The 19,615-nt window shown below is 72.6% G+C and carries 19 protein-coding genes; 5 read left to right on the forward strand and 14 right to left on the reverse strand.

What is annotated here, in order from left to right:
* Positions 1-33: 33 nt before the first annotated feature.
* From ASF78_RS03935 to hrcA, 8 genes are all read right to left on the reverse strand, one after another.
* Positions 34-1,578, reverse strand: a complete 1,545-nt coding sequence (locus ASF78_RS03935) for an alpha/beta hydrolase family protein (protein WP_369816300.1) — start codon at positions 1,576-1,578, stop codon at positions 34-36.
* A 47-nt stretch (positions 1,579-1,625) separates the two neighbouring features.
* Positions 1,626-2,540 (reverse strand): GTPase Era, encoded by a 915-nt coding sequence (era, locus tag ASF78_RS03940; protein WP_056585036.1) that lies wholly within the window; start codon positions 2,538-2,540, stop codon positions 1,626-1,628.
* The gene (locus ASF78_RS03945) at positions 2,537-3,871 is read right to left on the reverse strand and encodes a hemolysin family protein (protein ID WP_056585037.1); all 1,335 of its coding nucleotides are present in this window, start codon (positions 3,869-3,871) and stop codon (positions 2,537-2,539) included. Before ASF78_RS03945 ends, era begins: the two co-directional genes overlap by 4 nt.
* On the reverse strand, positions 3,868-4,320 hold the full coding sequence (ybeY, locus tag ASF78_RS03950) for an rRNA maturation RNase YbeY (RefSeq protein ID WP_055913350.1): 453 nt from the start codon (positions 4,318-4,320) through the stop codon (positions 3,868-3,870). Before ybeY ends, ASF78_RS03945 begins: the two co-directional genes overlap by 4 nt.
* Positions 4,321-4,327: 7 nt before the next feature.
* Positions 4,328-5,326, reverse strand: coding sequence for a PhoH family protein (locus ASF78_RS03955; RefSeq protein WP_056585039.1), 999 nt, complete (start codon positions 5,324-5,326; stop codon positions 4,328-4,330).
* Between the two features lie 98 nt (positions 5,327-5,424).
* Positions 5,425-6,183 (reverse strand): 16S rRNA (uracil(1498)-N(3))-methyltransferase, encoded by a 759-nt coding sequence (locus ASF78_RS03960; protein ID WP_056585040.1) that lies wholly within the window; start codon positions 6,181-6,183, stop codon positions 5,425-5,427.
* 22 nt (positions 6,184-6,205) lie between these two features.
* Complete coding sequence (dnaJ, locus tag ASF78_RS03965; RefSeq protein WP_056585042.1) at positions 6,206-7,333, reverse strand: molecular chaperone DnaJ; 1,128 nt, start codon at positions 7,331-7,333, stop codon at positions 6,206-6,208.
* 55 nt (positions 7,334-7,388) lie between these two features.
* On the reverse strand, positions 7,389-8,411 hold the full coding sequence (gene hrcA / locus ASF78_RS03970) for a heat-inducible transcriptional repressor HrcA (protein WP_056585044.1): 1,023 nt from the start codon (positions 8,409-8,411) through the stop codon (positions 7,389-7,391).
* A 132-nt stretch (positions 8,412-8,543) separates the two neighbouring features.
* On the opposite strand from hrcA, the gene ASF78_RS03975 reads away from it, so the two are divergent.
* Positions 8,544-9,401: a DUF3097 domain-containing protein gene (locus tag ASF78_RS03975; RefSeq protein WP_056585046.1), complete on the forward strand. Its 858-nt coding sequence runs from the start codon at positions 8,544-8,546 to the stop codon at positions 9,399-9,401.
* 49 nt (positions 9,402-9,450) lie between these two features.
* Here the strand turns inward: ASF78_RS03975 and ASF78_RS03980 are convergent, their stop codons facing one another.
* Positions 9,451-10,572, reverse strand: coding sequence for a hypothetical protein (locus ASF78_RS03980; RefSeq protein ID WP_056585048.1), 1,122 nt, complete (start codon positions 10,570-10,572; stop codon positions 9,451-9,453).
* A gap of 178 nt (positions 10,573-10,750) precedes the next feature.
* Here ASF78_RS03980 and ASF78_RS03985 point away from each other — a divergent pair, with 178 nt between their 5' ends.
* Complete coding sequence (locus tag ASF78_RS03985; RefSeq protein ID WP_056585050.1) at positions 10,751-11,128, forward strand: DUF4870 domain-containing protein; 378 nt, start codon at positions 10,751-10,753, stop codon at positions 11,126-11,128.
* A 34-nt stretch (positions 11,129-11,162) separates the two neighbouring features.
* Here the strand turns inward: ASF78_RS03985 and hemW are convergent, their stop codons facing one another.
* Both hemW and lepA read right to left on the reverse strand, forming a co-directional pair.
* Positions 11,163-12,377, reverse strand: coding sequence for a radical SAM family heme chaperone HemW (hemW, locus tag ASF78_RS03990; RefSeq protein WP_056585051.1), 1,215 nt, complete (start codon positions 12,375-12,377; stop codon positions 11,163-11,165).
* The gene (gene lepA, locus ASF78_RS03995; RefSeq protein ID WP_056585053.1) at positions 12,374-14,254 is read right to left on the reverse strand and encodes a translation elongation factor 4; all 1,881 of its coding nucleotides are present in this window, start codon (positions 14,252-14,254) and stop codon (positions 12,374-12,376) included. The genes hemW and lepA overlap by 4 nt, the downstream gene beginning before the upstream one ends.
* 112 nt (positions 14,255-14,366) lie before the next feature.
* Between lepA and ASF78_RS04000 the strand changes: the two genes are divergently transcribed.
* A complete protein-coding gene (locus ASF78_RS04000; protein WP_056585055.1) occupies positions 14,367-15,065 on the forward strand; it encodes a maleylpyruvate isomerase family mycothiol-dependent enzyme in 699 nt (232 codons plus the stop codon).
* 3 nt (positions 15,066-15,068) lie between these two features.
* Here the strand turns inward: ASF78_RS04000 and ASF78_RS04005 are convergent, their stop codons facing one another.
* The 3 genes from ASF78_RS04005 to ASF78_RS04015 are packed head-to-tail and all read right to left on the reverse strand — an operon-like array spanning position 15,069 to position 18,417.
* Positions 15,069-15,908: a transglutaminase family protein gene (locus tag ASF78_RS04005; protein WP_056585057.1), complete on the reverse strand. Its 840-nt coding sequence runs from the start codon at positions 15,906-15,908 to the stop codon at positions 15,069-15,071.
* Positions 15,905-16,834, reverse strand: coding sequence for an alpha-E domain-containing protein (locus tag ASF78_RS04010; RefSeq protein WP_056585059.1), 930 nt, complete (start codon positions 16,832-16,834; stop codon positions 15,905-15,907). Before ASF78_RS04010 ends, ASF78_RS04005 begins: the two co-directional genes overlap by 4 nt.
* The gene (locus tag ASF78_RS04015) at positions 16,828-18,417 is read right to left on the reverse strand and encodes a circularly permuted type 2 ATP-grasp protein (protein ID WP_056585061.1); all 1,590 of its coding nucleotides are present in this window, start codon (positions 18,415-18,417) and stop codon (positions 16,828-16,830) included. The genes ASF78_RS04010 and ASF78_RS04015 overlap by 7 nt, the downstream gene beginning before the upstream one ends.
* A gap of 105 nt (positions 18,418-18,522) precedes the next feature.
* Here ASF78_RS04015 and ASF78_RS04020 point away from each other — a divergent pair, with 105 nt between their 5' ends.
* Complete coding sequence (locus tag ASF78_RS04020) at positions 18,523-19,026, forward strand: type II toxin-antitoxin system PemK/MazF family toxin (protein ID WP_082494780.1); 504 nt, start codon at positions 18,523-18,525, stop codon at positions 19,024-19,026.
* A 233-nt stretch (positions 19,027-19,259) separates the two neighbouring features.
* Positions 19,260-19,520 carry a 30S ribosomal protein S20 gene (gene rpsT / locus ASF78_RS04025; protein WP_055913307.1) on the forward strand — a complete coding sequence of 87 codons (261 nt, stop codon included), beginning with the start codon at positions 19,260-19,262 and terminating at the stop codon, positions 19,518-19,520.
* The last annotated feature ends 95 nt before the right edge of the window (positions 19,521-19,615 follow it).

Consider the following 19,615-nt stretch of genomic DNA (forward strand, 5'->3'; position numbering starts at 1 on the left):
ACACAACGCGAACCGCGGTGTGGTCGTCCCTGGTCAGATTCCGAGCTGGAACACGCCCCAGTAGGCCAGGATGACGAGCAGTAGGACGGAGCCTATGACGCCCGACCACAGCACGGTCGTCCGCACGACCCCCGGCGCCGGGACCTGTCCGGCGAGGCGGATCCGACGGCATCGTCGCAGCAGCAGGACCCCGACGACGACCGCCGCGATACCCATGACGCGCACCACCACCCAGCCGCCCTGGACGACGAGGTCGTTGCGCTGGTAGTCGAGCGCGAGGCGCGCGACGGCGACGAGGTACCACAGGAGCCCGAGCACCGTGCCGATCGCACCGGCGCCGAGGGCGACCAGCCGCGGCAGCACCCCGCGCGCGAACCGCGGCCCGGCGACGGTCACGGTCGCTCCGCGACGGCGCCGCACCCGGTCGGTCGCCTCCTCGGCGGCACGCGCGACCACGACGGCGAGCGGACCGAGCACGATCAGGGCGACCGAGGCGATCGCGAGGGCCAGGACCACGTCGCCGTCACCGAACCAGCGAGGCTCGGGGACGGGCTCCGCGACGTACGTCTGGACGGGCTGCGCCCCGGCGACCTGCGGTGCGGCGTCGCCGGTGGCGGGCAGGCCCAGCACCCAGCCGGACAGGTCGCGCAGGAACGCCGGGGAGACCTCGCCGCCGACGCGGATGCCGTGGTTCGCGCCCTCGTAGTAGCGCACGGTCACGTCACCGTTCCCGGCGACCGCGGTGTCCTGCAGGACCTGCTCGGCGCCCTGGATCACGGGCATCGACGCGTCGCCCGTGCCGTACACGACGAGGACAGGCTGACGCATCTCGCGCTGGAACGGGGCGACGTCGAAGTCGGCGTACTCGAACCCCCCGCCCGGCAGCGTCATGCCGACCGCGCGCGGGATCGCCCGGAACACCCCGTGGGGGACGCCGGTGTTGCGCAGGTAGGAGTCGACGGCGAACGCGGCCTGCTCGCGGGGCGGGACGACCGGGGAGGACACGAGGACGACGAACGCGATCGCCGGGTCCTGCGCGGCCATGACCGGCGCGATCCAGCCGCCCTCGCTCTCGGCGTAGATGCCGACGCCCTCGGGGTCGACCCCGGCGTAGGACTGCAGCACCTCGACCGAGGCCTCGTAGTCCGCGGCCATCAGCACGTAGTCACGGTGCCGGGTGGTGTACGTGTCGAGGCGCTTGTTCGGGACCATCGCGACGATCCCGGAGGCCGCCAGCGCACGTGCCTGGTCAAGGAAGGCCGTGTCGAACCGCCCGGTGCCGGCGCCGTGCACGAACACCACCCCCGGCTTGGGGCCGTCGAGCCCGACCGGCTCGCTGATCTGGGCCTCGACCGTCGCACCGTCGAGCCGGACCGAGACGACCGACGTGCGTACGTCGTACCGGGGCACGGGCGCCGCGGAGCCGATGGCGGTCGAGGACATCTCGACGACGAGCGGGTCGGCCAGCGGCACCGGGTCCCACTGCGGTCCCATCACGGCACCCAGGACCGCCAGGACGAGCACCCCGAGGGCCGTGCTCGCGGCGACCCGGTAGGACCGGCCGACGTGCCGGTCCACATCCCCTCCCACGCGTGACACCGCGCGTCCACCCGACCTCAGCATGCTCAGAAGCCCAGCTTCCCGAGCTGCTTCGGGTCACGCTGCCAGTCCTTCGCCACCTTCACGTGCAGGTCCAGGTACACGCGCGCCCCGAGCAGCGCCTCGATCTCGCGGCGCGCCTGGCTCCCGACGTCGCGCAGCCGTGCGCCGCCCTTGCCGATGATGATGGCCTTCTGGCTGTCCCGCTCGACGAAGAGGTGCACCCGGACGTCCAGCATCGGCACCCCGTTCGCGGCCGGCTGCTCCCGGGCGACGATCTCGTCCACCACCACCGCGAGCGAGTGCGGCAGCTCGTCGTGCACGCCTTCGAGCGCCGCCTCACGGACGAGCTCGGCGACCATGACCACCTCGGGCTCGTCGGTGAGCTCGCCGTCGGCGTACAGCGGGGTGCCCTCCGGCAGGTGCCCGAGCAGCACGCTCTCCAGGACGTCCACGTTGTACCCCGAGGTCGCCGAGACGGGGACGATGTCCGCCCACTCCCCCAGTGCCTGCACGGCCATGAGGTGCTCGGCGAGCTTTCCCTTGCCGACGAGGTCGGCCTTGGTGACGACCGCGACCACGGGCGTGCCGCGGCCGTCGCGCGCCAGCTCGGTCATCTGCTCGGCGATGAACCGGTCCCCGGGGCCCACCCGCTGGTCCGCCGGCAGGCAGAAGCCCACCACGTCGACCTCGGTGAGCGTGTCCTTGACCAGCGCGTTCAACCGCTCGCCGAGCAACGTCCGGGGGCGGTGCAGCCCCGGGGTGTCGACGAGGATCAGCTGCGCGTCGGGCCGGTGCACGATCCCGCGGACGGTGTGCCGGGTGGTCTGCGGGCGCCCGGACGTGATGGCGACCTTCTGGCCGACGAGCGCGTTGGTCAACGTCGACTTGCCGGCGTTGGGGCGCCCGACGAAACAGGCGAATCCGGAGTGGAAGGTCATCGGGTGGCTCCGTGGGTGTCGGTCGGGGCGCGGCCCGGGGTGGGGGTGTCCGTCGGTCGGTCCGTGCTCTCGGCCATGCTGACCAGCACGGTCGCGAGCCGGCGGCGCCGGCCCTCGACCCGGTCGGCGACCAGGTGCAGCCCGTGGATGTCGCCGGCGGAGCCCGGGAGCGGGACCTTCCCGAGCGCCTTGGCCAGCAGGCCGCCCGCGGTGTCGACGTCCTCGTCGTCGACCTCGAGGTCGAACAGCTCCCCCAGCTCGTCGCGGCCGAGCCGCGCAGGGACGCGGAAGACGCCGTGCCCCAGCTCCTCGACGACGGGGGCGGAGGGGTCGTGCTCGTCGGTCAGCTCGCCGACGATCTCCTCGAGCGCGTCCTCGATGGTCACCAGTCCGGCGATGCCGCCGTACTCGTCGACCACCATCGCCATGTGCGACGAGCCGCTCTGCAGCTCGCGCAGCAGCTCGTCGACGGGCTTCGACTCCGGCACGAACACCGCCGGGCGCGCGAGCGACGACGCGGGCGCGTCGAGCATCGCCTCCTGCTGCTGGCGGTCCGACCGACCCGCGGGGGCGATCGGCAGGCGGCCGACGACGTCCTTGAGGTAGAGCACGCCCCGCAGGTCGTCGACGGAGTCGCCCACGAGCGGCACCCGGGAGAAGCCGGAGCGCAGCAGCAGCGCGAGCGCCTTGCGCAGCGGCGTGTCCTCGGGTGCGGTCACCATGTCGGTACGCGGCACCATGACCTCGCGGGTGAGCGTGTCGCCGAGCTCGAGGACGGAGCGGAACATCTCCCGCTCCTCGTCCTCGATGACGTCCGACTCGCTGACCCGCTGCACCATGTCCCGCAGCTCGTCCTCGTCCTCCGCGGCCGAGCCCGCGCCGGGCCGTCCGACGGCGCCCAGCCTGCCGGCGACCGCGGTCACCGCCACCAGCACGCGGGAGAGCCGGGTGACCACCCCGACGGGGTGCCTCCGGCCCAGCGTGCGTGGACTGGCCCGCACCAGGAGGAACGCGACGAGCCCGCAGACCGCGACCGCGACGAGCAGCACGGCCCACCAGGGCAGGTCGCCCGACGCGACGACCAGCGTGATGCAGACGGTCGCCGTCATCTCCGCGAGCAGCCGCACGAAGGCAGCGGCCGACGCGACCCGAGCGGGGTGCTCGGCCAGGACGCGGACCCGGTGGGCCGCGGGGTTCCGCTCGCTGAGCAGCTCGGAGACCGCCGCTCGGGACACGCGCACGACGGCCACCTCGCCCGCCGACAGGGCCGCGGCCGTGGCGATGCCGAGCACCGCGACGAGGACCAGCAGCGCGACGGGGACGTCGGTCATCGGGACGCCAGGAACGTCAGCAGGAGCCGGCGCTGGAGGGCGAACATCTCCTTCTCCTCCTCCGGCTCGGCGTGGTCGTAGCCGAGCAGGTGCAGGATCCCGTGCGTGGTCAGGAGCAGGAGCTCCTCGGCGGTCGAGTGACCCGCGGTACGGGCCTGCTGCGCGGCGACCTCGGGGCAGAGCACGACGTCACCGAGCAGGCCGGCGGGTGTCACGTCGCCCTCGCGTCCCGGGCGCAGCTCATCCATCGGGAACGACAGCACGTCGGTGGGTCCCGGCTCGTCCATCCACTTGACGTGCAGGTCCGTCATGACGTCGGTCCCGACCAGCAGGATCGACAGGTCGGTCTGCGGGTGCACGTGCATCTCGTCCAGCACGTAGCGCGCGAGCGCGGCGAACTCCGCCTCGTCGACGTCGTACCCGGACTCGTTGTTGACCTCGACGCTCACGGCCGCCTCAGCTCCTGTCCCAGCGCGCGTACGCGTCGATGATCTCGCTGACCAGACGGTGCCGGACCACGTCCGAGGACGTCAGCCGGCAGAACGCCACGTCGTCCACGCCCTGCAGGATCTGCTCGACCACGCGCAGGCCCGACGTCTGGGACGACGGCAGGTCCACCTGCGTGATGTCGCCGGTGACGACGACCTTCGAGCCGAAGCCGAGGCGCGTCAGGAACATCTTCATCTGCTCGACGGACGTGTTCTGCGCCTCGTCGAGGATGATGAACGCGTCGTTCAGGGTGCGGCCGCGCATGTACGCCAGGGGTGCGACCTCGATGGTCCCCGCCTCCATGAGCCGCGGGATCGACTCGGCGTCCACCATGTCGTGCAGCGCGTCGTACAGGGGGCGCAGGTACGGGTCGATCTTGTCCGAGAGGCTGCCGGGCAGGAACCCGAGCCGCTCCCCCGCCTCGACCGCGGGCCGGGTGAGCACGATCCGGTGCACCGTGCGGTCCTGCAGCGCCTGCACGGCCTTCGCCATGGCGAGGTACGTCTTGCCGGTGCCCGCGGGTCCGATGCCGAACGTGACGGTGTGCCGGTCGATCGCGTCGACGTAGTCCTTCTGCCCCGACGTCTTGGCGCGGATGGTCCGGCCGCGGCTGGTGAGGATGTTGAACGACAGGACGTCGGCGGGCCGCGCGCTGGACACCGCCGTCAGCATGGCGACGGACCGCGTCACCACCTCGGCGGTGAGCGGGGTGCCGCCGGCGGCCATCTCGACCAGCTCGTCGACGAGCCGCGACACGAGCGCCACGTCTCCGACCGGACCGGCGAGGGTGACCTCGTTGCCACGGACGTGGATGTCGACGCCGGTGAACCCGGACTCGATGGTCCTCAGGACCTCGTCCCGCAGACCGAGCAGCTCGACCATCGAGACCTCGGAGGGGACGCTGATCCGGTGCTCGACGCGTGCGGGCGCGGCGGAGGTACGCGCTGCGGAAGTGGACTCAGCCATGTGCTCGGCGTGCGCCGTGCGCTCCTTAGGTCGTGACGGGTAGGGAAGACGGTCTCAGTCTACGAGGCGGCGCCCACAAGATTGCCTGCGGCGTGCGGTCAGCCCCAGCGGCCGAGCCGCTCGGCCAGCATCGCGAGCGCGACCGGTCCCGCCGTCGACGTCCGCAGCACGTGCGGCCCGACGCGCACGGCGCGTGCTCCCACCTCCACGAGACGAGCCAGCTCGCCCTCGCCGATCCCGCCCTCGGGACCGACCACGACGAGGCACTCCCCCGCCCCCGGCAGCCCGGTCGACCCGAGCGGCTCGGCGGCGTCCTCGTGCAGCACGAGGGCAGCCCCACCGGCGGCCACGACCGTGCGGACGCGCTCGACCAGCCCGCGCCCGTCCAGCGCGACCTCGACGTCGGGCACCCGGGCGCGGCGGGACTGCTTGGCCGCGGCTCGCACGGTCCCCAGCCAGCGCGCCCGGCTCTTCGCCGCCCGCTCGCCGCGCCACACGACGATCGACCGCTCGGCCTGCCACGGCACCACCGCGTCGACGCCCACCTCGGTGGCCGCCTCGATCGCCATCTCGTCCCGGTCGCCCTTGGCGAGCGCCTGCACGAGGACCAGCGCGACCGCGGGCGCCGGCTCGACGACGCGCTGCTGCACGTGCACGAGCACACCCTCGGACGTCACCGCGCCGACGACACCGAGCAGGCGCACCCCGGCACCGTCGACGACGTCGACCCGCTCCCCGGGACCGCGGCGCTGGACCACGCCCGCGTGCCTGCCCTCGGTGCCGTCGAGGAGGTACGTGGCGCCGTCGGTGACCTCGTCGAGCGTGCCGGGCTCGGCGAGGAAGACGGGCGCGCTCATGACGCCGCCGACCCCGTCACGCTCAGCGACCCGAGAGCTTGTCGCGCAGCTTGGAGAACACGCCCGAGGAGGACGCGGACAGGCGCGCCTCCGGACGCTCCTCGCCGCGCAGCGCGGCCAGCCGCCGCAGCAGCTCGGCCTGCTCGTCGTCCATCGCGGTCGGCACGTGCACCTCGACGTGGACGTGCAGGTCGCCGCGCCCGGCGGCGTGCAGGTGACCGACACCGAGGCCCTTGAGCGAGACGATCTGCGACGGCTGCGTCCCGGGCCGCAGGTCGACCTCGCGCGGGCCGTCGAGCGTGTCGAGCATGAGCACCGTGCCGAGGGCCGCGGCGGTCATCGGCACCTCGAGCGTGGCGTGCAGGTCGTCGCCGCGGCGGACGAACGTGTCGTGCTTGCGCTCCCGCACCTCGAGGTAGACGTCGCCGGCCGGTCCGCCGGCGGGACCGACCTCGCCCTGGCCGGTGAGCTTGATCCGCGTCCCGGTGTCGACGCCCGCGGGCACGTCCACGCTCAGGGTGCGGCGCGAGCGCACGCGTCCCTCGCCCGAGCACTCGGTGCACGGCTCGGGGATGACGGTGCCGAACCCGTGGCACGCGGCGCACGGCTGCGTCGTCATGACCTGGCCGAGGAACGACCGGGCGACGCGCTGCACGGACCCGCGCCCGCCGCACACCTCACAGGTGCGGGGCGAGGTGCCCGGCCGGCAGCACGAGCCGCTGCACGTCGGGCAGACGACGGCGGTGTCGACCGGGACGTCCTTGTGCACGCCGAAGGTGACGTCGCCGAGGTCGAGGTCGAGCCGGACGAGCGCGTCCTGCCCGCGTCGCGCACGCGGGATCGGCCCGCGCTGCGCGGCTGCGCCCGTCGCGGCGCCGAAGAACGTCTCGAAGATGTCCTGGAAGCCGAACCCGCCCCCCATGCCGCCGCCCGGGGACGACGGGTCTCCGCCCAGGTCGTAGGCGCGACGCTTCTCGGGGTTGCCCAGGACGTCGTAGGCACGGGACACGTCCTTGAAGGTGTCCTCGGAACCCGTGTCCGACCCCGCCACGTCCGGGTGGTGCTCGCGCGCGAGCTTGCGGTAGGCCTTCTTGATCTGCTCGGGGCTCGCGTCGCGCGGCACACCGAGGATCTCGTAGTAGTCGGTCACGGGAGGGTCTGCTCGCTTCCAGCGGTGGGTTCGTGTGGTGCTGTCTGAGGGCGTGTCATTGGGCGAGGATGCGCGTCAGGTACCGGGCCACCGCGCGGACCGCGGACATGGTGCCGGGGTAGTCCATGCGCAACGGGCCGATCGAGCCGATGCGTGCGACGGAGCCGCCACCCTCGTCGCCGTACCCGGTGGTCACGAAGCTGGTCTCGACGAGCCCGTCGTGCTGGGTCTCCCTGCCGATCCGCACCGCCACGGCCGCGTGGTCCTCGGCCATCTCGGAGAACAGGCGCAGGAGCACGACCTGCTCCTCGAGCGCCTCGAGCACCGGGCCGATGGAGCGCACGTCCGAGCTGCCGACCCGCGCGAGGTTGGCCGTGCCCGCGAGCACCACCCGCTCCTCGCTCTCCTGCGCCAGCGTCTCCTCGACGACGGCGACCACCGCGTTGACGAGGACCTGGTCCGTCGGCGCGAAGCCGTCGGTCAGCTCCCCCAGCGCCACCGGCAGCTCGGAGAGCCGTCGACCGGCGGCGCTCACGTTGAGCCGGGTGCGGAGGCGGGCGACGACGGACTCGTCGAGGTCGGTGCCGAGCTCGAGGGTCCGCTGCTCGACGCGCCCGGTGTCCGTGATGAGCACGACGAGCAGGTGCCTCGAGCCGACGGGCACGAGCTCCACGTGCCGCAGCGCCGAGCGCCGCAGCGACGGGTACTGCACGACCGCGACCTGCTGGGTCAGCTGGGCGATGAGCCGGACCGCGCGATCCACGACGTCGTCGAGGTCCTGCGCGGTCTCCAGGAACGTGCCGATGGCGCGCCGCTCCGGGCTCGACAGCGGCTTGACCGTCGAGAGCTGGTCGACGAACAGCCGGTAGCCCTTGTCCGTCGGCACGCGACCCGCCGACGTGTGCGGTTGCGCGATGTAGCCGCCCTCCTCGAGTGCGGCCATGTCGTTGCGGATGGTCGCCGGCGAGACACCGAGCGAGTGCCGCTCGACGAGCGCACGCGACCCGACGGGCTCCTTGGTGGCGACGTAGTCCTCGACGATCGCGCGCAGCACGTCCAGCCGCCGGTCCTCGCTCATGTCGCCTCCTCCGTCGTCGTGACTCGCGGCGGGGTAGCACTCCCCGCACGGGAGTGCCAATGCTACGCCGCAGCCGCGACACTCACGGGGCGGCAGCCGGTCTGTGCACGGTCCGGCCCCTAGGCTGCCCGGGTGAACGACGACCGCTACGGCTCGGACGTGCTCGGGGGCTCCGGCTCGACGCACCACCGACCCACCCGCACCAGCCGCCCGCAGCCCGCCGAGCCCGGCCTCGTCGTCGAGGAGGTCACCACCGGGTGGGTCGGCGCGGTCGTCCGCGTCGAGAAGTCCGGCGGCCAGCACGTCGTGGTCCTCGAGGACCGGCGCGGCAAGACCCGGACCTTCCCGCTCGGTCGTGGCTTCTGGCTCGACGGCGAGCCCGTGGCACTGACCGCGCCCGTGCGTGCCCCGGCGCCCGCGCGCCCGACGCGCACCGCGTCCGGGTCGGTCGCCGTGCACGACGCCCGCGCGCGGGTCGCCCGTGGCAGCCGGATCTGGGTCGAGGGCAAGCACGACGCCGAGCTGGTGGAGAAGGTCTGGGGCGACGACCTGCGGCTGGAGGGTGTCGTCGTGGAGCTGCTCGACGGCGTCGACAACCTCCAGGACGCCCTCCGCGACTTCGCGCCCGGTCCCGGACGTCGGGTCGGCGTACTGGTGGACCACCTCGTCGCCGGGTCCAAGGAGAGCCGGATCGCGGCCGACGCGGTCCGCGGCACGCCTCCCGGCTCCGTCCTGGTGCTCGGCCACCCGTACGTCGACGTGTGGCAGGCGGTCCGGCCCGAGCGGGTCGGGCTCGCCGCGTGGCCCGTCATCGAGCGGGGGACCGAGTGGAAGCACGGCATCCTGCGCGAGCTCGGCTGGCCCGCCGACGAGCAGGCGGACGTCGCCCGCGCGTGGCAGCGGATCCTGCGCTCGGTGCGCAGCTACGCCGACCTGGAGCCCAGCCTCCTGGGCCGCGTCGAGGAGCTCATCGACTTCGTCACCGCATGACGGTGCCCGGCCGTCGAGAGGACGACCGGGCACCGCGCACGTTGGCCGGTCAGGCGGCGATCGGGTCCCCGAGCAGCCGCTTGAAGAAGAACGCCGTCGCCAGCAGCACGACCGGCACGGCCACGAACAGACCGATGAGGCAGACGATCGCACCGCCGATGTAGATCGCGAGGCTCAGCAGGAAGAACAGGATCGTGACCGACAGGTTCCTGGTGACGAGGGCGTAGCTGGCCTTCAGGGCGTCCACCGGGGCGAGGTGCTTGTCGATGACGAACCAGAACGTGAACATCAGCAGGAAGCCCACGACGAGCGCGGCGATCCCCCCGAAGAACGGCACGAGGTTCAGCACCGCACCGATGAGCGCGAGGATCAGCGCGGTCAGGATCACCGGGCCGGGCTCGACGAACTTGAAGAAGTCCCCGAAGCCGAGCTGGCGTCCCTCGGCCACGTTCAGGGCGGCCCGGATGAAGGCCGCCTGGATGAGGTAGCCGACGATCCCGGCGACCGCCGAGAACACGAACCACCCGAACGAGAGCCCCATCCCGAACCCGGACCCGGGGCCGTCACCGTTGCCGTTGGTGAGCAGCGCGCCGAAGCCACCGAAGATGGCGCCCACGATCGAGAGCACGACCGCCGCGATGACGAACCAGACCAGCGCCGCGCCGATGAACAGGCCGCCGGACTTGGTGAACTTGTTCCAGCCCCAGGAGAACGCCTCACCGACCGGGGACGCCTGGACGGGCGGACCGTAGCCGCCGGCGGGCGGCGGGTAGGCGCCGGGAGGTGCCTGGCCGTAGGCGGGCGGCGGCGGGTAGCCGCCGGGTGCCGGCTGACCGTACGGCGCCGAGCCGGCAGGCGGCTGACCGTACTGCGGCGCAGGCGGCGGACCGGCCGGAGGCTGGCCGTACTGCGGCGCGGGCGGCGGACCGGCCGGCGGCTGACCGTACGACGGCGCAGGCGGGACAGGCGGTGCGGCCGGGGGCGCGGGCGGCGCCGCAGGCGGCGGCACGGGGGGCGCCGCGGGAGGCGGCACTGGGGGCGCGTCAGGTCCGGGCACCGGGTCCGGCGCGACGGGCGGCTCGATCGAGCCCGGGCCGGAAGGAGCGGCCGGCTCGGGCGCCTTCGCGGGGTCGTCGTCGCGCGGCGGGGTTCCGCCGGGGTTCTCGGTCATGTGTGGCCTCCCTGGTCACAGGGCGGTCGTCGCCCACGGAGCAGCGAACCGGGGCGGTGGTCACGTGTCAAGGAACTGGGGCGTTCCCGGCATGTCGACATGTCCGGCGTCTCCGCGTGTCGGTCGGTAGGCTGCGCTCGCCGTCAGGTCGGCGGCCCCCGGACGAGGAGCACCCACGATGTCGTACGAGCACCCGCAGAACCCCCCGAGCAGCACGGACCAGGTCCGGACCCTCGGCATGCTGGCGCACCTGGGCGGGATCCTCGCGTACTTCTACGCCGGCTGGGTGGCGGCGCTGGTGATCTGGCTGGTGAACCGCGAGAAGGCGAACGTCGCGGCCACCGAGGCGCGCGTCGCGCTGAACTTCCAGCTCACGGTCCTGATCGCGCTGATCGTCTGCGCGATCGTCCGCTCGATCCCCGTCATCGGGTTCGTGGGCTGGCTGGGCTTCATCGCGGTGAGCATCATCAGCCTCGTCCTGAGCGTCCTCGCCGCCGTCGCCGTGCAGCGCGGCGGCTCCTACCGCTACCCGTTCAGCCTGGAGCTGGTGCGCTGAACCACAGGGCCCCACGACGGGGGCTGCGAGTCCGTCAGCCGGCGAGGGTGCGCACGACGGCGTCGGCGAGGAGCCGGCCGCGGCGGGTGAGGACGATCCGTCGACCCCTGACCGCCTCGGTCCCGTCGACGAGCCCGTCGGCGACCAGACCCGCCACGGAGGACCGCGCGTCCTGCGGCAGGACGTCGAGCGGGAGACCTCCCACGAGCCGGACCCCGAGCATGAGGCGCTCCAGCAGCGCGTCGTCGCCGGTGACGGTCTCCCGCCCGGCGGCCGGGCTCAGCCCGCGGTCGAGCCGGTCGGCGTACGCACGGGGGTGCTTCACGTTCCACCAGCGCACACCGCCGACGTGGCTGTGCGCGCCGGGACCGATGCCCCACCAGTCGTCCCCGCGCCAGTAGCTGAGGTTGTGCCGGCAGGCGTCGGCGGGTGTCCGCGCCCAGTTGCTCACCTCGTACCAGGACAGCCCGGCGGCCTCGAACAGGTCGTCGGCCAGCTCGTACTTCGCGGCCTGGTCGTCGCCGTCGGGCAGCTCGAGCTCACCCCGCCGCACCTGCACGGCCATCCGGGTGCCGGCCTCGACGACGAGCGCGTACGCGGACACGTGGTCGACGCCCGTCGCGAGCGCGGCCTCGACGCTGGTGCGCCAGTCGTCGAGCGACTCCCCCGGCGTGCCGTAGATGAGGTCGAGCGACACGGCCAGCCCGGCGTCGCGTGCCCAGCGCACGACGTCCGGGATACGACGGGGGTCATGAGTGCGGTCCAGGGTGGCCAGCACGTGCGGCACCGCGGACTGCATGCCGAACGAGACGCGCGTGAACCCGGCGTCGGCGAGCGCGGTGAGCGACTCCGGAGTCACAGAGTCGGGGTTGGCCTCCGTCGTGACCTCGACGTCGTCGGCGAACCCCCACGCGTCGCGGACGCCGCCGAGCATGCGCGACAGGTCCGGGACCGACAGCACGGTCGGCGTGCCTCCACCGACGAACACGGTCTGCACCGGCCGCGGCGGGACCAGACCGGCGGCGAGCGCGATCTCCGCCAGCGCCGTGTCCGCGTACGCGTGCTGGCTCGCGCCACCGCCCAGCTCGGTCGCCGTGTAGGTGTTGAAGTCGCAGTACCCGCAGCGCACGGTGCAGAACGGCACGTGGAGGTAGACGGCGAACGCGCGTCCGTCGGCCCCCTCGAGGGCCGACGCCGGGAGCGAGCCGTCGTCGGGTGCCGCGTCTCCCTCCGGGAGCGCCGGACTCACTTCTTCTTCGCGTCCTTGCCGCCGGCCGACCCCGCGGGCTCGCTGGAGAGCGCGGCGATGAAGGCCTCCTGCGGCACGTCGACCCGTCCGATCGTCTTCATGCGCTTCTTGCCCTCCTTCTGCTTCTCCAGGAGCTTGCGCTTGCGGGTGATGTCGCCGCCGTAGCACTTGGCCAGGACGTCCTTGCGGATGGCCCGGATGGTCTCGCGCGCGATGATCCGGGCCCCGATGGCGGCCTGGATGGGCACCTCGAACTGCTGGCGCGGGATCAGGTCCTTGAGCTTGGCGGTCATCATGACGCCGTACGCGTACGCCTTGTCCTTGTGCACGATGGCACTGAACGCGTCGACCGTCTCGCCCTGCAGCAGGATGTCGACCTTGACCAGGTCCGCCACCTGGTCGCCGATGCGTTCGTAGTCGAGGCTCGCGTACCCGCGCGTCTTGGACTTCAGCTGGTCGAAGAAGTCGAAGACGATCTCCGCCATCGGCAGCACGTAGCGCAGCTCGACGCGCTCCTCGGACAGGTAGTCCATGCCCTGCAGCTCGCCCCGCTTGGTCTGGCAGAGCTCCATGATCGCGCCGATGAACTCCGACGGGGACAGGATCGTCGCCTTGACCATCGGCTCGTTGACGTCGCCGATCTTGCCCGCGGGAAACTCGCTCGGGTTCGTCACGACGACGACGCTCTTGTCCTCGAGCGTGACCTCGTAGACGACGTTCGGGGCGGTCGAGATGAGGTCCAGGTCGAACTCGCGCTCCAGCCGCTCGCGCACGATCTCCAGGTGCAGCAGGCCGAGGAAGCCGACGCGGAACCCGAACCCGAGCGCGACCGACGTCTCCGGCTCGTAGTTCAGCGCGGCGTCGTTGAGCTTCAGCTTGTCGAGCGCGTCGCGCAGGATCGGATAGTCGGTCCCGTCGATCGGGTACAGCCCCGAGAACACCATCGGCTTGGGGTCGGAGTACCCGCCGAGCGCAGCGGCGGCCGGCTTGCTGGCGTTGGTGACGGTGTCGCCGACCTTCGACTGGCGCACGTCCTTCACGCCGGTGATCAGGTAGCCCACCTCGCCGACGCCGAGACCCTTCGTCGGCACGGGCTCCGGGGAGATGACGCCGATCTCGAGCAGCTCGTGCGTCGCACGCGTCGACATCATCACGATCTTCTCGCGCGGGTTCAGGTTGCCGTCGATCACCCGGACGTACGTGACGACGCCGCGGTACGTGTCGTAGACGGAGTCGAAGATCATGGCGCGCGCCGGCGCCGTCGCGTCACCGGTGGGCGGCGGGACCAGCTCGACGATGCGGTCGAGCAGCTCTGTGACGCCTGCACCGGTCTTGCCGGACACCCGCAGGCAGTCCTCGGGCTCGCCACCGATGAGCTTGGCCAGCTCCTCGGCGTACTTCTCGGGCTGCGCGGCCGGCAGGTCGATCTTGTTGAGCACCGGGATGATCGTCAGGTCGTTCTCGAGGGCCAGGTACAGGTTGGCCAGGGTCTGGGCCTCGATGCCCTGCGCGGCGTCGACCAGCAGCACGGCACCCTCGCACGCGGCGAGAGACCGGGACACCTCGTAGGTGAAGTCGACGTGCCCAGGGGTGTCGATCATGTTCAGCGCGAAGGCCTTGTCGTCGACGCCCCACGGCATCCGCACGGCCTGCGACTTGATGGTGATGCCGCGCTCGCGCTCGATGTCCATGCGGTCGAGGTACTGCGCGCGCATCGCCCGGGAGTCGACGACGCCGGTGAGCTGGAGCATCCGGTCCGCCAGCGTGGACTTGCCGTGGTCGATGTGCGCGATGATGCAGAAGTTGCGCAGCAGCTCGGGCGCCGTGGCCGCGGGGTGGATGCGCGACGAGGCGGCTGCACTCGGGATCGGGGACAAGCGGACTGCTCCTGGCGCTGGAGTCGGGCGGCGCACGACGTGGCGCCTTCCCGACGGACGGTGACCGCGGCCAGCCTGGTCGGCTGTCGGTGGTCGGTCCCACCATGGTCCCATGACGACGGGCCACGGTCTCACCTCCCTGGACACGCTCGGCGAGCTCCAGGGCCAGTTCCTCGCGACGATCCCGCTGGTCGACCCGACCACCCGTGTCCCCTGGTGCGGCCGGTGGCGCGTCACGGACCTCGTCGTCCACCTCGCGCGCATCCACCACTGGGCCGCCGGGCAGGCCCGTCGGAAGCAGGAGACGCCGCTGGGTCGAGGGCCGTTCGACCTCGAGGACCTCTACGGCACGTGCGCCGCCGAGCTGCGGGACACCCTCACGGAGCTCGGCCCGGACGCCGTGGCGTGGACGCTCGTGGAGAACGGCCCGGCGTCGTTCTGGCACCGCCGCCAGACGCACGAGACCCTCGTCCACCTCTGGGACCTGCGGACCGCGGGTGGGCTGGACCTGACGGCCGACCCCGCGCTGTGGGCGGACACCGTCGACGAGGTGGTCACGGTCATGCAGCCGCGCCAGGAGCGGATGGGCCGCATGGACGCGCTGCCCGCGCCGGTCGGACTGGTGGCGGACGACGTCGGGCGGTCCTGGCTGCTGGGCGGGTCGAGCGACCCGTCCGTCAGCGTGACCGGCCCGGCCGAAGCGCTCGCGCTGCTGCTGTGGGGACGCACGACGCCCGCCGACGAGCGCCTCACGATCGACGGCGACGCGGCCGCGCTCGTGGATGCGCTCAGCCGACGCCTGACGCCGTGAGTCTCAGGCCTCGCGCGTGATCTGCACCTGGACCTCCGCGGCCTGGGTACCCGCACCGGCGTAGATGCCCCGCAGCGGGGGGACGTCGTCGTACGACCGGCCGCGCGCGAGCACCACGTGGTGGTCGCCCGCGACGACACGGTTGGTCACGTCGAACGCGAACCACTCGCCCACCCACCACTCGACCCACGCGTGCGAGTCGCCGAGCACGGTCGTGCCGACCGGCGCCTCGGAGTCGGGGTGCAGGTAGCCGGAGACGTACCGTGCCGGGATCCCGATCGCGCGCAGCGCCCCCGCGACCAGGTGCGCGATGTCCTGGCACACCCCCGCCCGAGCGGTCCAGGCCTCGGTGGCCGGGGTGTGCACCGTGGTGACCCCGGGGATGTACTCCATCTGGTCGCGCAGCGCGGACGAGACGGCGAGCGCGGCGTCCGCGGGCTCGAGGTCTCCCGCCACCCGCTGCGCCAGCTCCACGACGTCCTGCGGCGGCGCGGTCGTCGGCGTGTCGGAGAGGAACTCCGCCAGCCGGTCGCGCAGCTCCGCACCGCGCAGGGTGTCCCAGGTCGCCGGCGACCGCAGCGGCGCCCGCTCGGCCACCTCGACCAGGTGCTCCGCGGTGACCACCATCGACTCGTGCGGGGTCAGCACCTCGAACGCCGAGACCGCCGTCCCCCAGTAGTCGCGGTACTCGTACCAGCCGGTGTGCGGCTGCACGTCGATCCTCGTCTCCAGCACCGTCTGCCCCTGCTGGGACAACGGCGTCATCCGTGCCTCGTTGTACGACGCCACGACGGCGCTGTCATACCGGAACGTCGACGTGTGCACGACCCGCAGGCGACTCACAGCGCCTCCCCCACCCAGTTCGTCGACGATGCGCTCGGGAAGTACCGGCCACGGATCGCGTCCGAGGCCGCCGAGCAGGCACGCTGCACCCGTTCCATCTCCTTCGGCAGGGAGTCGAGGACCTCGATCAGCGGGCGGTACTCCAGGTTGGTGCGCACGTACCCGATGTGCCGCCGGGCATCGTCGACGGCCGCCCGGTCGGACGTGCCCTCGAGGTTGGCCAGGCACGCCTCGGCCTGGTTGAGCGCGAAGACGATGGACCGCGGGAACAGCCGGTCGGTCAGCAGGAAGCCCGCGGCCCGCTCGTCGGACGCCGCACCCCGGTACATCCGCAGGAAGGCCTCGTGCGCACCGCAGGACCGCAGCAGCGTCGTCCAGCTCGGTCCCGCCGAGCCGGCGAGCGCCCGGGTGGTCAGCAGGCGCGCGGTCATGTCGGCCCGCTCGATCGACCGGCCGAGCACCATGAAGTTCCAGGTGTCGTCGCGCGACGTGGCCGAGTCCATGATCCCCGCGACGATGGCCGCCCGTTCCCGCACCCACGTGAAGTAGTCGTGCGGTCGCGCCGGCCTCATGTGCGAGGGCAGCTGGTTCCAGGTCGCGTTGAGGCACTCCCACAGCTCGGTCGAGATGATCTCGCGCGCCCGGCGGGCGTTCTCGCGCGCCGACACCAACGACCCCGCGATGGACGACGGGGCGAACCGGTCGTACGCCAGCATGTCGAGCACGAACTCGCGGCCGACCTCGACGTGCGCGGGCGGTGCGGCGCGGTCCATCACGGACAGCAGCGACCGGCAGGCGAGGTCCTCCTCCGCCCACGGGTCCTCGAGCAGGATCTGCACGTGCACGTCGAGCAGGCGGGCGGTGTCGTCCGCGCGCTCGACGTAGCGTCCGATCCAGAACAACGACTCCGCGATCCGGCTCAGCACGGGGAACCTCCTGCGGTGGTCGTGCGGCCCTGCTGCTGCTGCATCACCTGGGCGCGCACGTCGTTGGGGTTGGAGTCGATCGGCACCGCCGCGTCCTGCGCGACGGCCTGCGGGAGGTCGGACTGGTGCCGCACGGCTCGCCGTGGCACCGCACCGCCGAGCACCCAGGTGTCCTTGGACCCGCCGCCCTGGGAGGAGTTGACGACGAGCTCGCCCTCGGGGAGCGCCACACGCGTCAGCCCGCCCGGGAGCACGAACACGGACTCGCCGTCGTTCACCGCGAACGGGCGCAGGTCGGTGTGCCGCGGTCGCAGGCCGTCCTCGACGAGCGTCGGCACGGTCGACAGCTGGACGACCGGTTGCGCGATCCACCCGCGCGGGTCCTCCCGGAGCCGCACCTTGAGCGTCGCCAGCTCGGCCGCGGAGGCCTTCGGTCCGACGACCAGACCCTTGCCGCCCGACCCGTCGACGGGCTTGACGACGAGCTCGTCGAGCCGGTCCAGCACCTCCTCGAGCGCGTCCGGCTCCTCCAGCCGCCACGTGTCGACGTTGCGCAGGATCGGCTGCTCGCTCAGGTAGTACCGGATCAGGTCGGGCACGTAGGTGTAGACGAGCTTGTCGTCGGCCACCCCGTTGCCCACCGCGTTCGCGATCGTCACGGTGCCGTTGCGCGCGCACGTCATGAGCCCCGGGCTGCCGAGGTAGGAGTCGTTGCGGAACACGACCGGGTCGAGGAAGTCGTCGTCGACCCGCCGGTAGATGACGTCCACCCGCCGCCGGCCCTGCGTCGTGCGCATCCAGACGCGCCCGCCGGAGCAGAACAGGTCGCGACCCTCGACCAGCTCGACACCCATCGTCCGGGCCAGCAGCGAGTGCTCGTAGTAGGCGCTGTTGAACACCCCGGGCGTCAGCACGACGACCGTCGGCTCGTCGACCCCCGACGGGGCCGCCGCGGTCAGCGCGGCGAGGAGCCGTCGGGGGTAGTCGGCGACGGGCCGGATCCGCAGGGCGGCGAACAGCTCGGGGAACGTCTGGGCCATCGCCCGGCGGTTGGAGAGCACGTAGCTCACGCCGCTCGGTACCCGGACGTTGTCCTCCAGCACCCGCCAGCCGCCCAGGCTGTCCCGGACCAGGTCGATGCCCGAGACGTGCACGCGGACGCCGTTCGGCGGGTTGATGCCGCGCGCGGCACGCAGGAAGTTCGTCGACGAGACGACCACGCTGCGGGGGATCACCCCGTCGGCGATCGCCCGCTGCGGACCGTAGACGTCGGCCAGGAACGCCTCGAGCGCCCGCACGCGCTGGGCCACCCCGGGGGCCACGTGCTCCCACTCGTCGCCCGCGAGCACGCGCGGCACGACGTCCAGCGGGAACGGGCGTTCCTCGCCGGCGAAGTCGAAGGTGACGCCCTGCGCGAGGTAGGACCGGGCGAGCGTCTCGGCCCGCGCCCGCAGCTCGCCGGCACTGAGCTGCGCCAGCGCGCGGTGCAGCCCTTTATACGCCGCGAGGGAGCCACCGCCGTCGGGATCGATCATCTCGTCCCACGCCGGTCCGGTCGGGTAGTCGTCGAACAGGTCGGCCATGATCCGGACAGTATCCGTCTGGTGATAACGCCGCGTTACGTGGAGCCGCACCGGCGGGTCCACCTACCGACGGCCGGGTCGCCGCGCGCCCGGTACGGTCACCCCGTGACGACGACCTCGCGCTGGACCCGGGTACGACGAGCGCTCCGCGACGGTGTCGCCCGCCTGACGGGCACGACGTCCGGGCCTGCCCCGGCACGGGCGACGCTGCCCGACCACCGCGGGACCGTCCGGCTCCAGTACGCCCCGGCGCTCGACGGCGACGGCGACCCCGGCGAGATCGTCTGGGCCTGGGTCCCGTTCGAGGACGACCCGAGCCAGGGCAAGGACCGGCCGGTCCTGGTGATCGGCCGCGACGCCGACGACCTGCTCGGCCTGATGCTCACCAGCAAGGACCACTCGCGCGACGCCGCCGCCGAGGCCCGCCGCGGCCGGGTCTGGATGGACATCGGCGCGGGGGCGTGGGACTCCCGACGGCGCCCCAGCGAGGTCCGTCTCGACCGCGTGCTCCGCCTGCGACCGTCCGCGGTCCGCCGCGAGGGCGCCATCGTCGATCGGGCCCTGTTCGACGAGGTGGCCACGGAGCTGCGCCGCACGCAGGGCTGGTGAGACGCCGCGAGGCTCCATGCAACCCTGTGAGGCTCCATGCAGCCCCGTGAGGCCCGTCACGCCGTTCGGCTGCGGGCCTCTCGCCTGCTAACATGGTGATTCGCGTGTCCGCCCGGGTCGGCGGGCACAAGCCCAGTTCCTCTCCGCGGGTATCCCCACGCCCATGTCCCGGAGCTGTGCGCGCCCTCTAGACCTGTCAGATCGCTTCGGCGAACGCACAAGAGAGTCCACACGTGGCCAACATCAAGTCCCAGATCAAGCGCATCACGACCAACGAGAAGGCGCGCCTGCGCAACAAGGCGGTGAAGTCCGAGCTCAAGACGCACATCCGTCGCGTCCGCGAGGCCGTCGCCGGTGGCGACAAGGAGGCCGCATCGACGGCTCTCGTCGAGGCGTCGCGCAAGCTCGACAAGGCCGTCTCGAAGGGCGTCATCCACGAGAACCAGGCCGCCAACAAGAAGTCGGCGCTGGCGAAGTCGGTCGGCGCACTCTGATCTACCGCTGAGCGGGTCACGGCACTGCCGGGACCGCCGGTCGCCGCGATGAGCGGCACGAGCACCAGCGAAGGCGTCACCCCCGCGGGGTGGCG

It is taken from the genome of Cellulomonas sp. Leaf334, from assembly GCF_001424195.1.
GTDB lineage: Bacteria > Actinomycetota > Actinomycetes > Actinomycetales > Cellulomonadaceae > Cellulomonas.

Bases quoted from the DNA above. Each gene is read 5' to 3' on its own strand.
- era (WP_056585036.1), bottom strand. From the start codon at position 2,540: ATGACCTTCCACTCCGGATTCGCCTGTTTCGTCGGGCGCCCCAACGCC.
- ASF78_RS03945 (WP_056585037.1), bottom strand. From the start codon at position 3,871: ATGACCGACGTCCCCGTCGCGCTGCTGGTCCTCGTCGCGGTGCTCGGC.
- ASF78_RS03955 (WP_056585039.1), bottom strand. From the start codon at position 5,326: ATGGCTGAGTCCACTTCCGCAGCGCGTACCTCCGCCGCGCCCGCACGC.
- ASF78_RS03960 (WP_056585040.1), bottom strand. From the start codon at position 6,183: ATGAGCGCGCCCGTCTTCCTCGCCGAGCCCGGCACGCTCGACGAGGTC.
- hrcA (WP_056585044.1), bottom strand. From the start codon at position 8,411: ATGAGCGAGGACCGGCGGCTGGACGTGCTGCGCGCGATCGTCGAGGAC.
- ASF78_RS03980 (WP_056585048.1), bottom strand. From the start codon at position 10,572: ATGACCGAGAACCCCGGCGGAACCCCGCCGCGCGACGACGACCCCGCG.
- ASF78_RS03985 (WP_056585050.1), top strand. From the start codon at position 10,751: ATGTCGTACGAGCACCCGCAGAACCCCCCGAGCAGCACGGACCAGGTC.
- ASF78_RS04000 (WP_056585055.1), top strand. From the start codon at position 14,367: ATGACGACGGGCCACGGTCTCACCTCCCTGGACACGCTCGGCGAGCTC.
- ASF78_RS04015 (WP_056585061.1), bottom strand. From the start codon at position 18,417: ATGGCCGACCTGTTCGACGACTACCCGACCGGACCGGCGTGGGACGAG.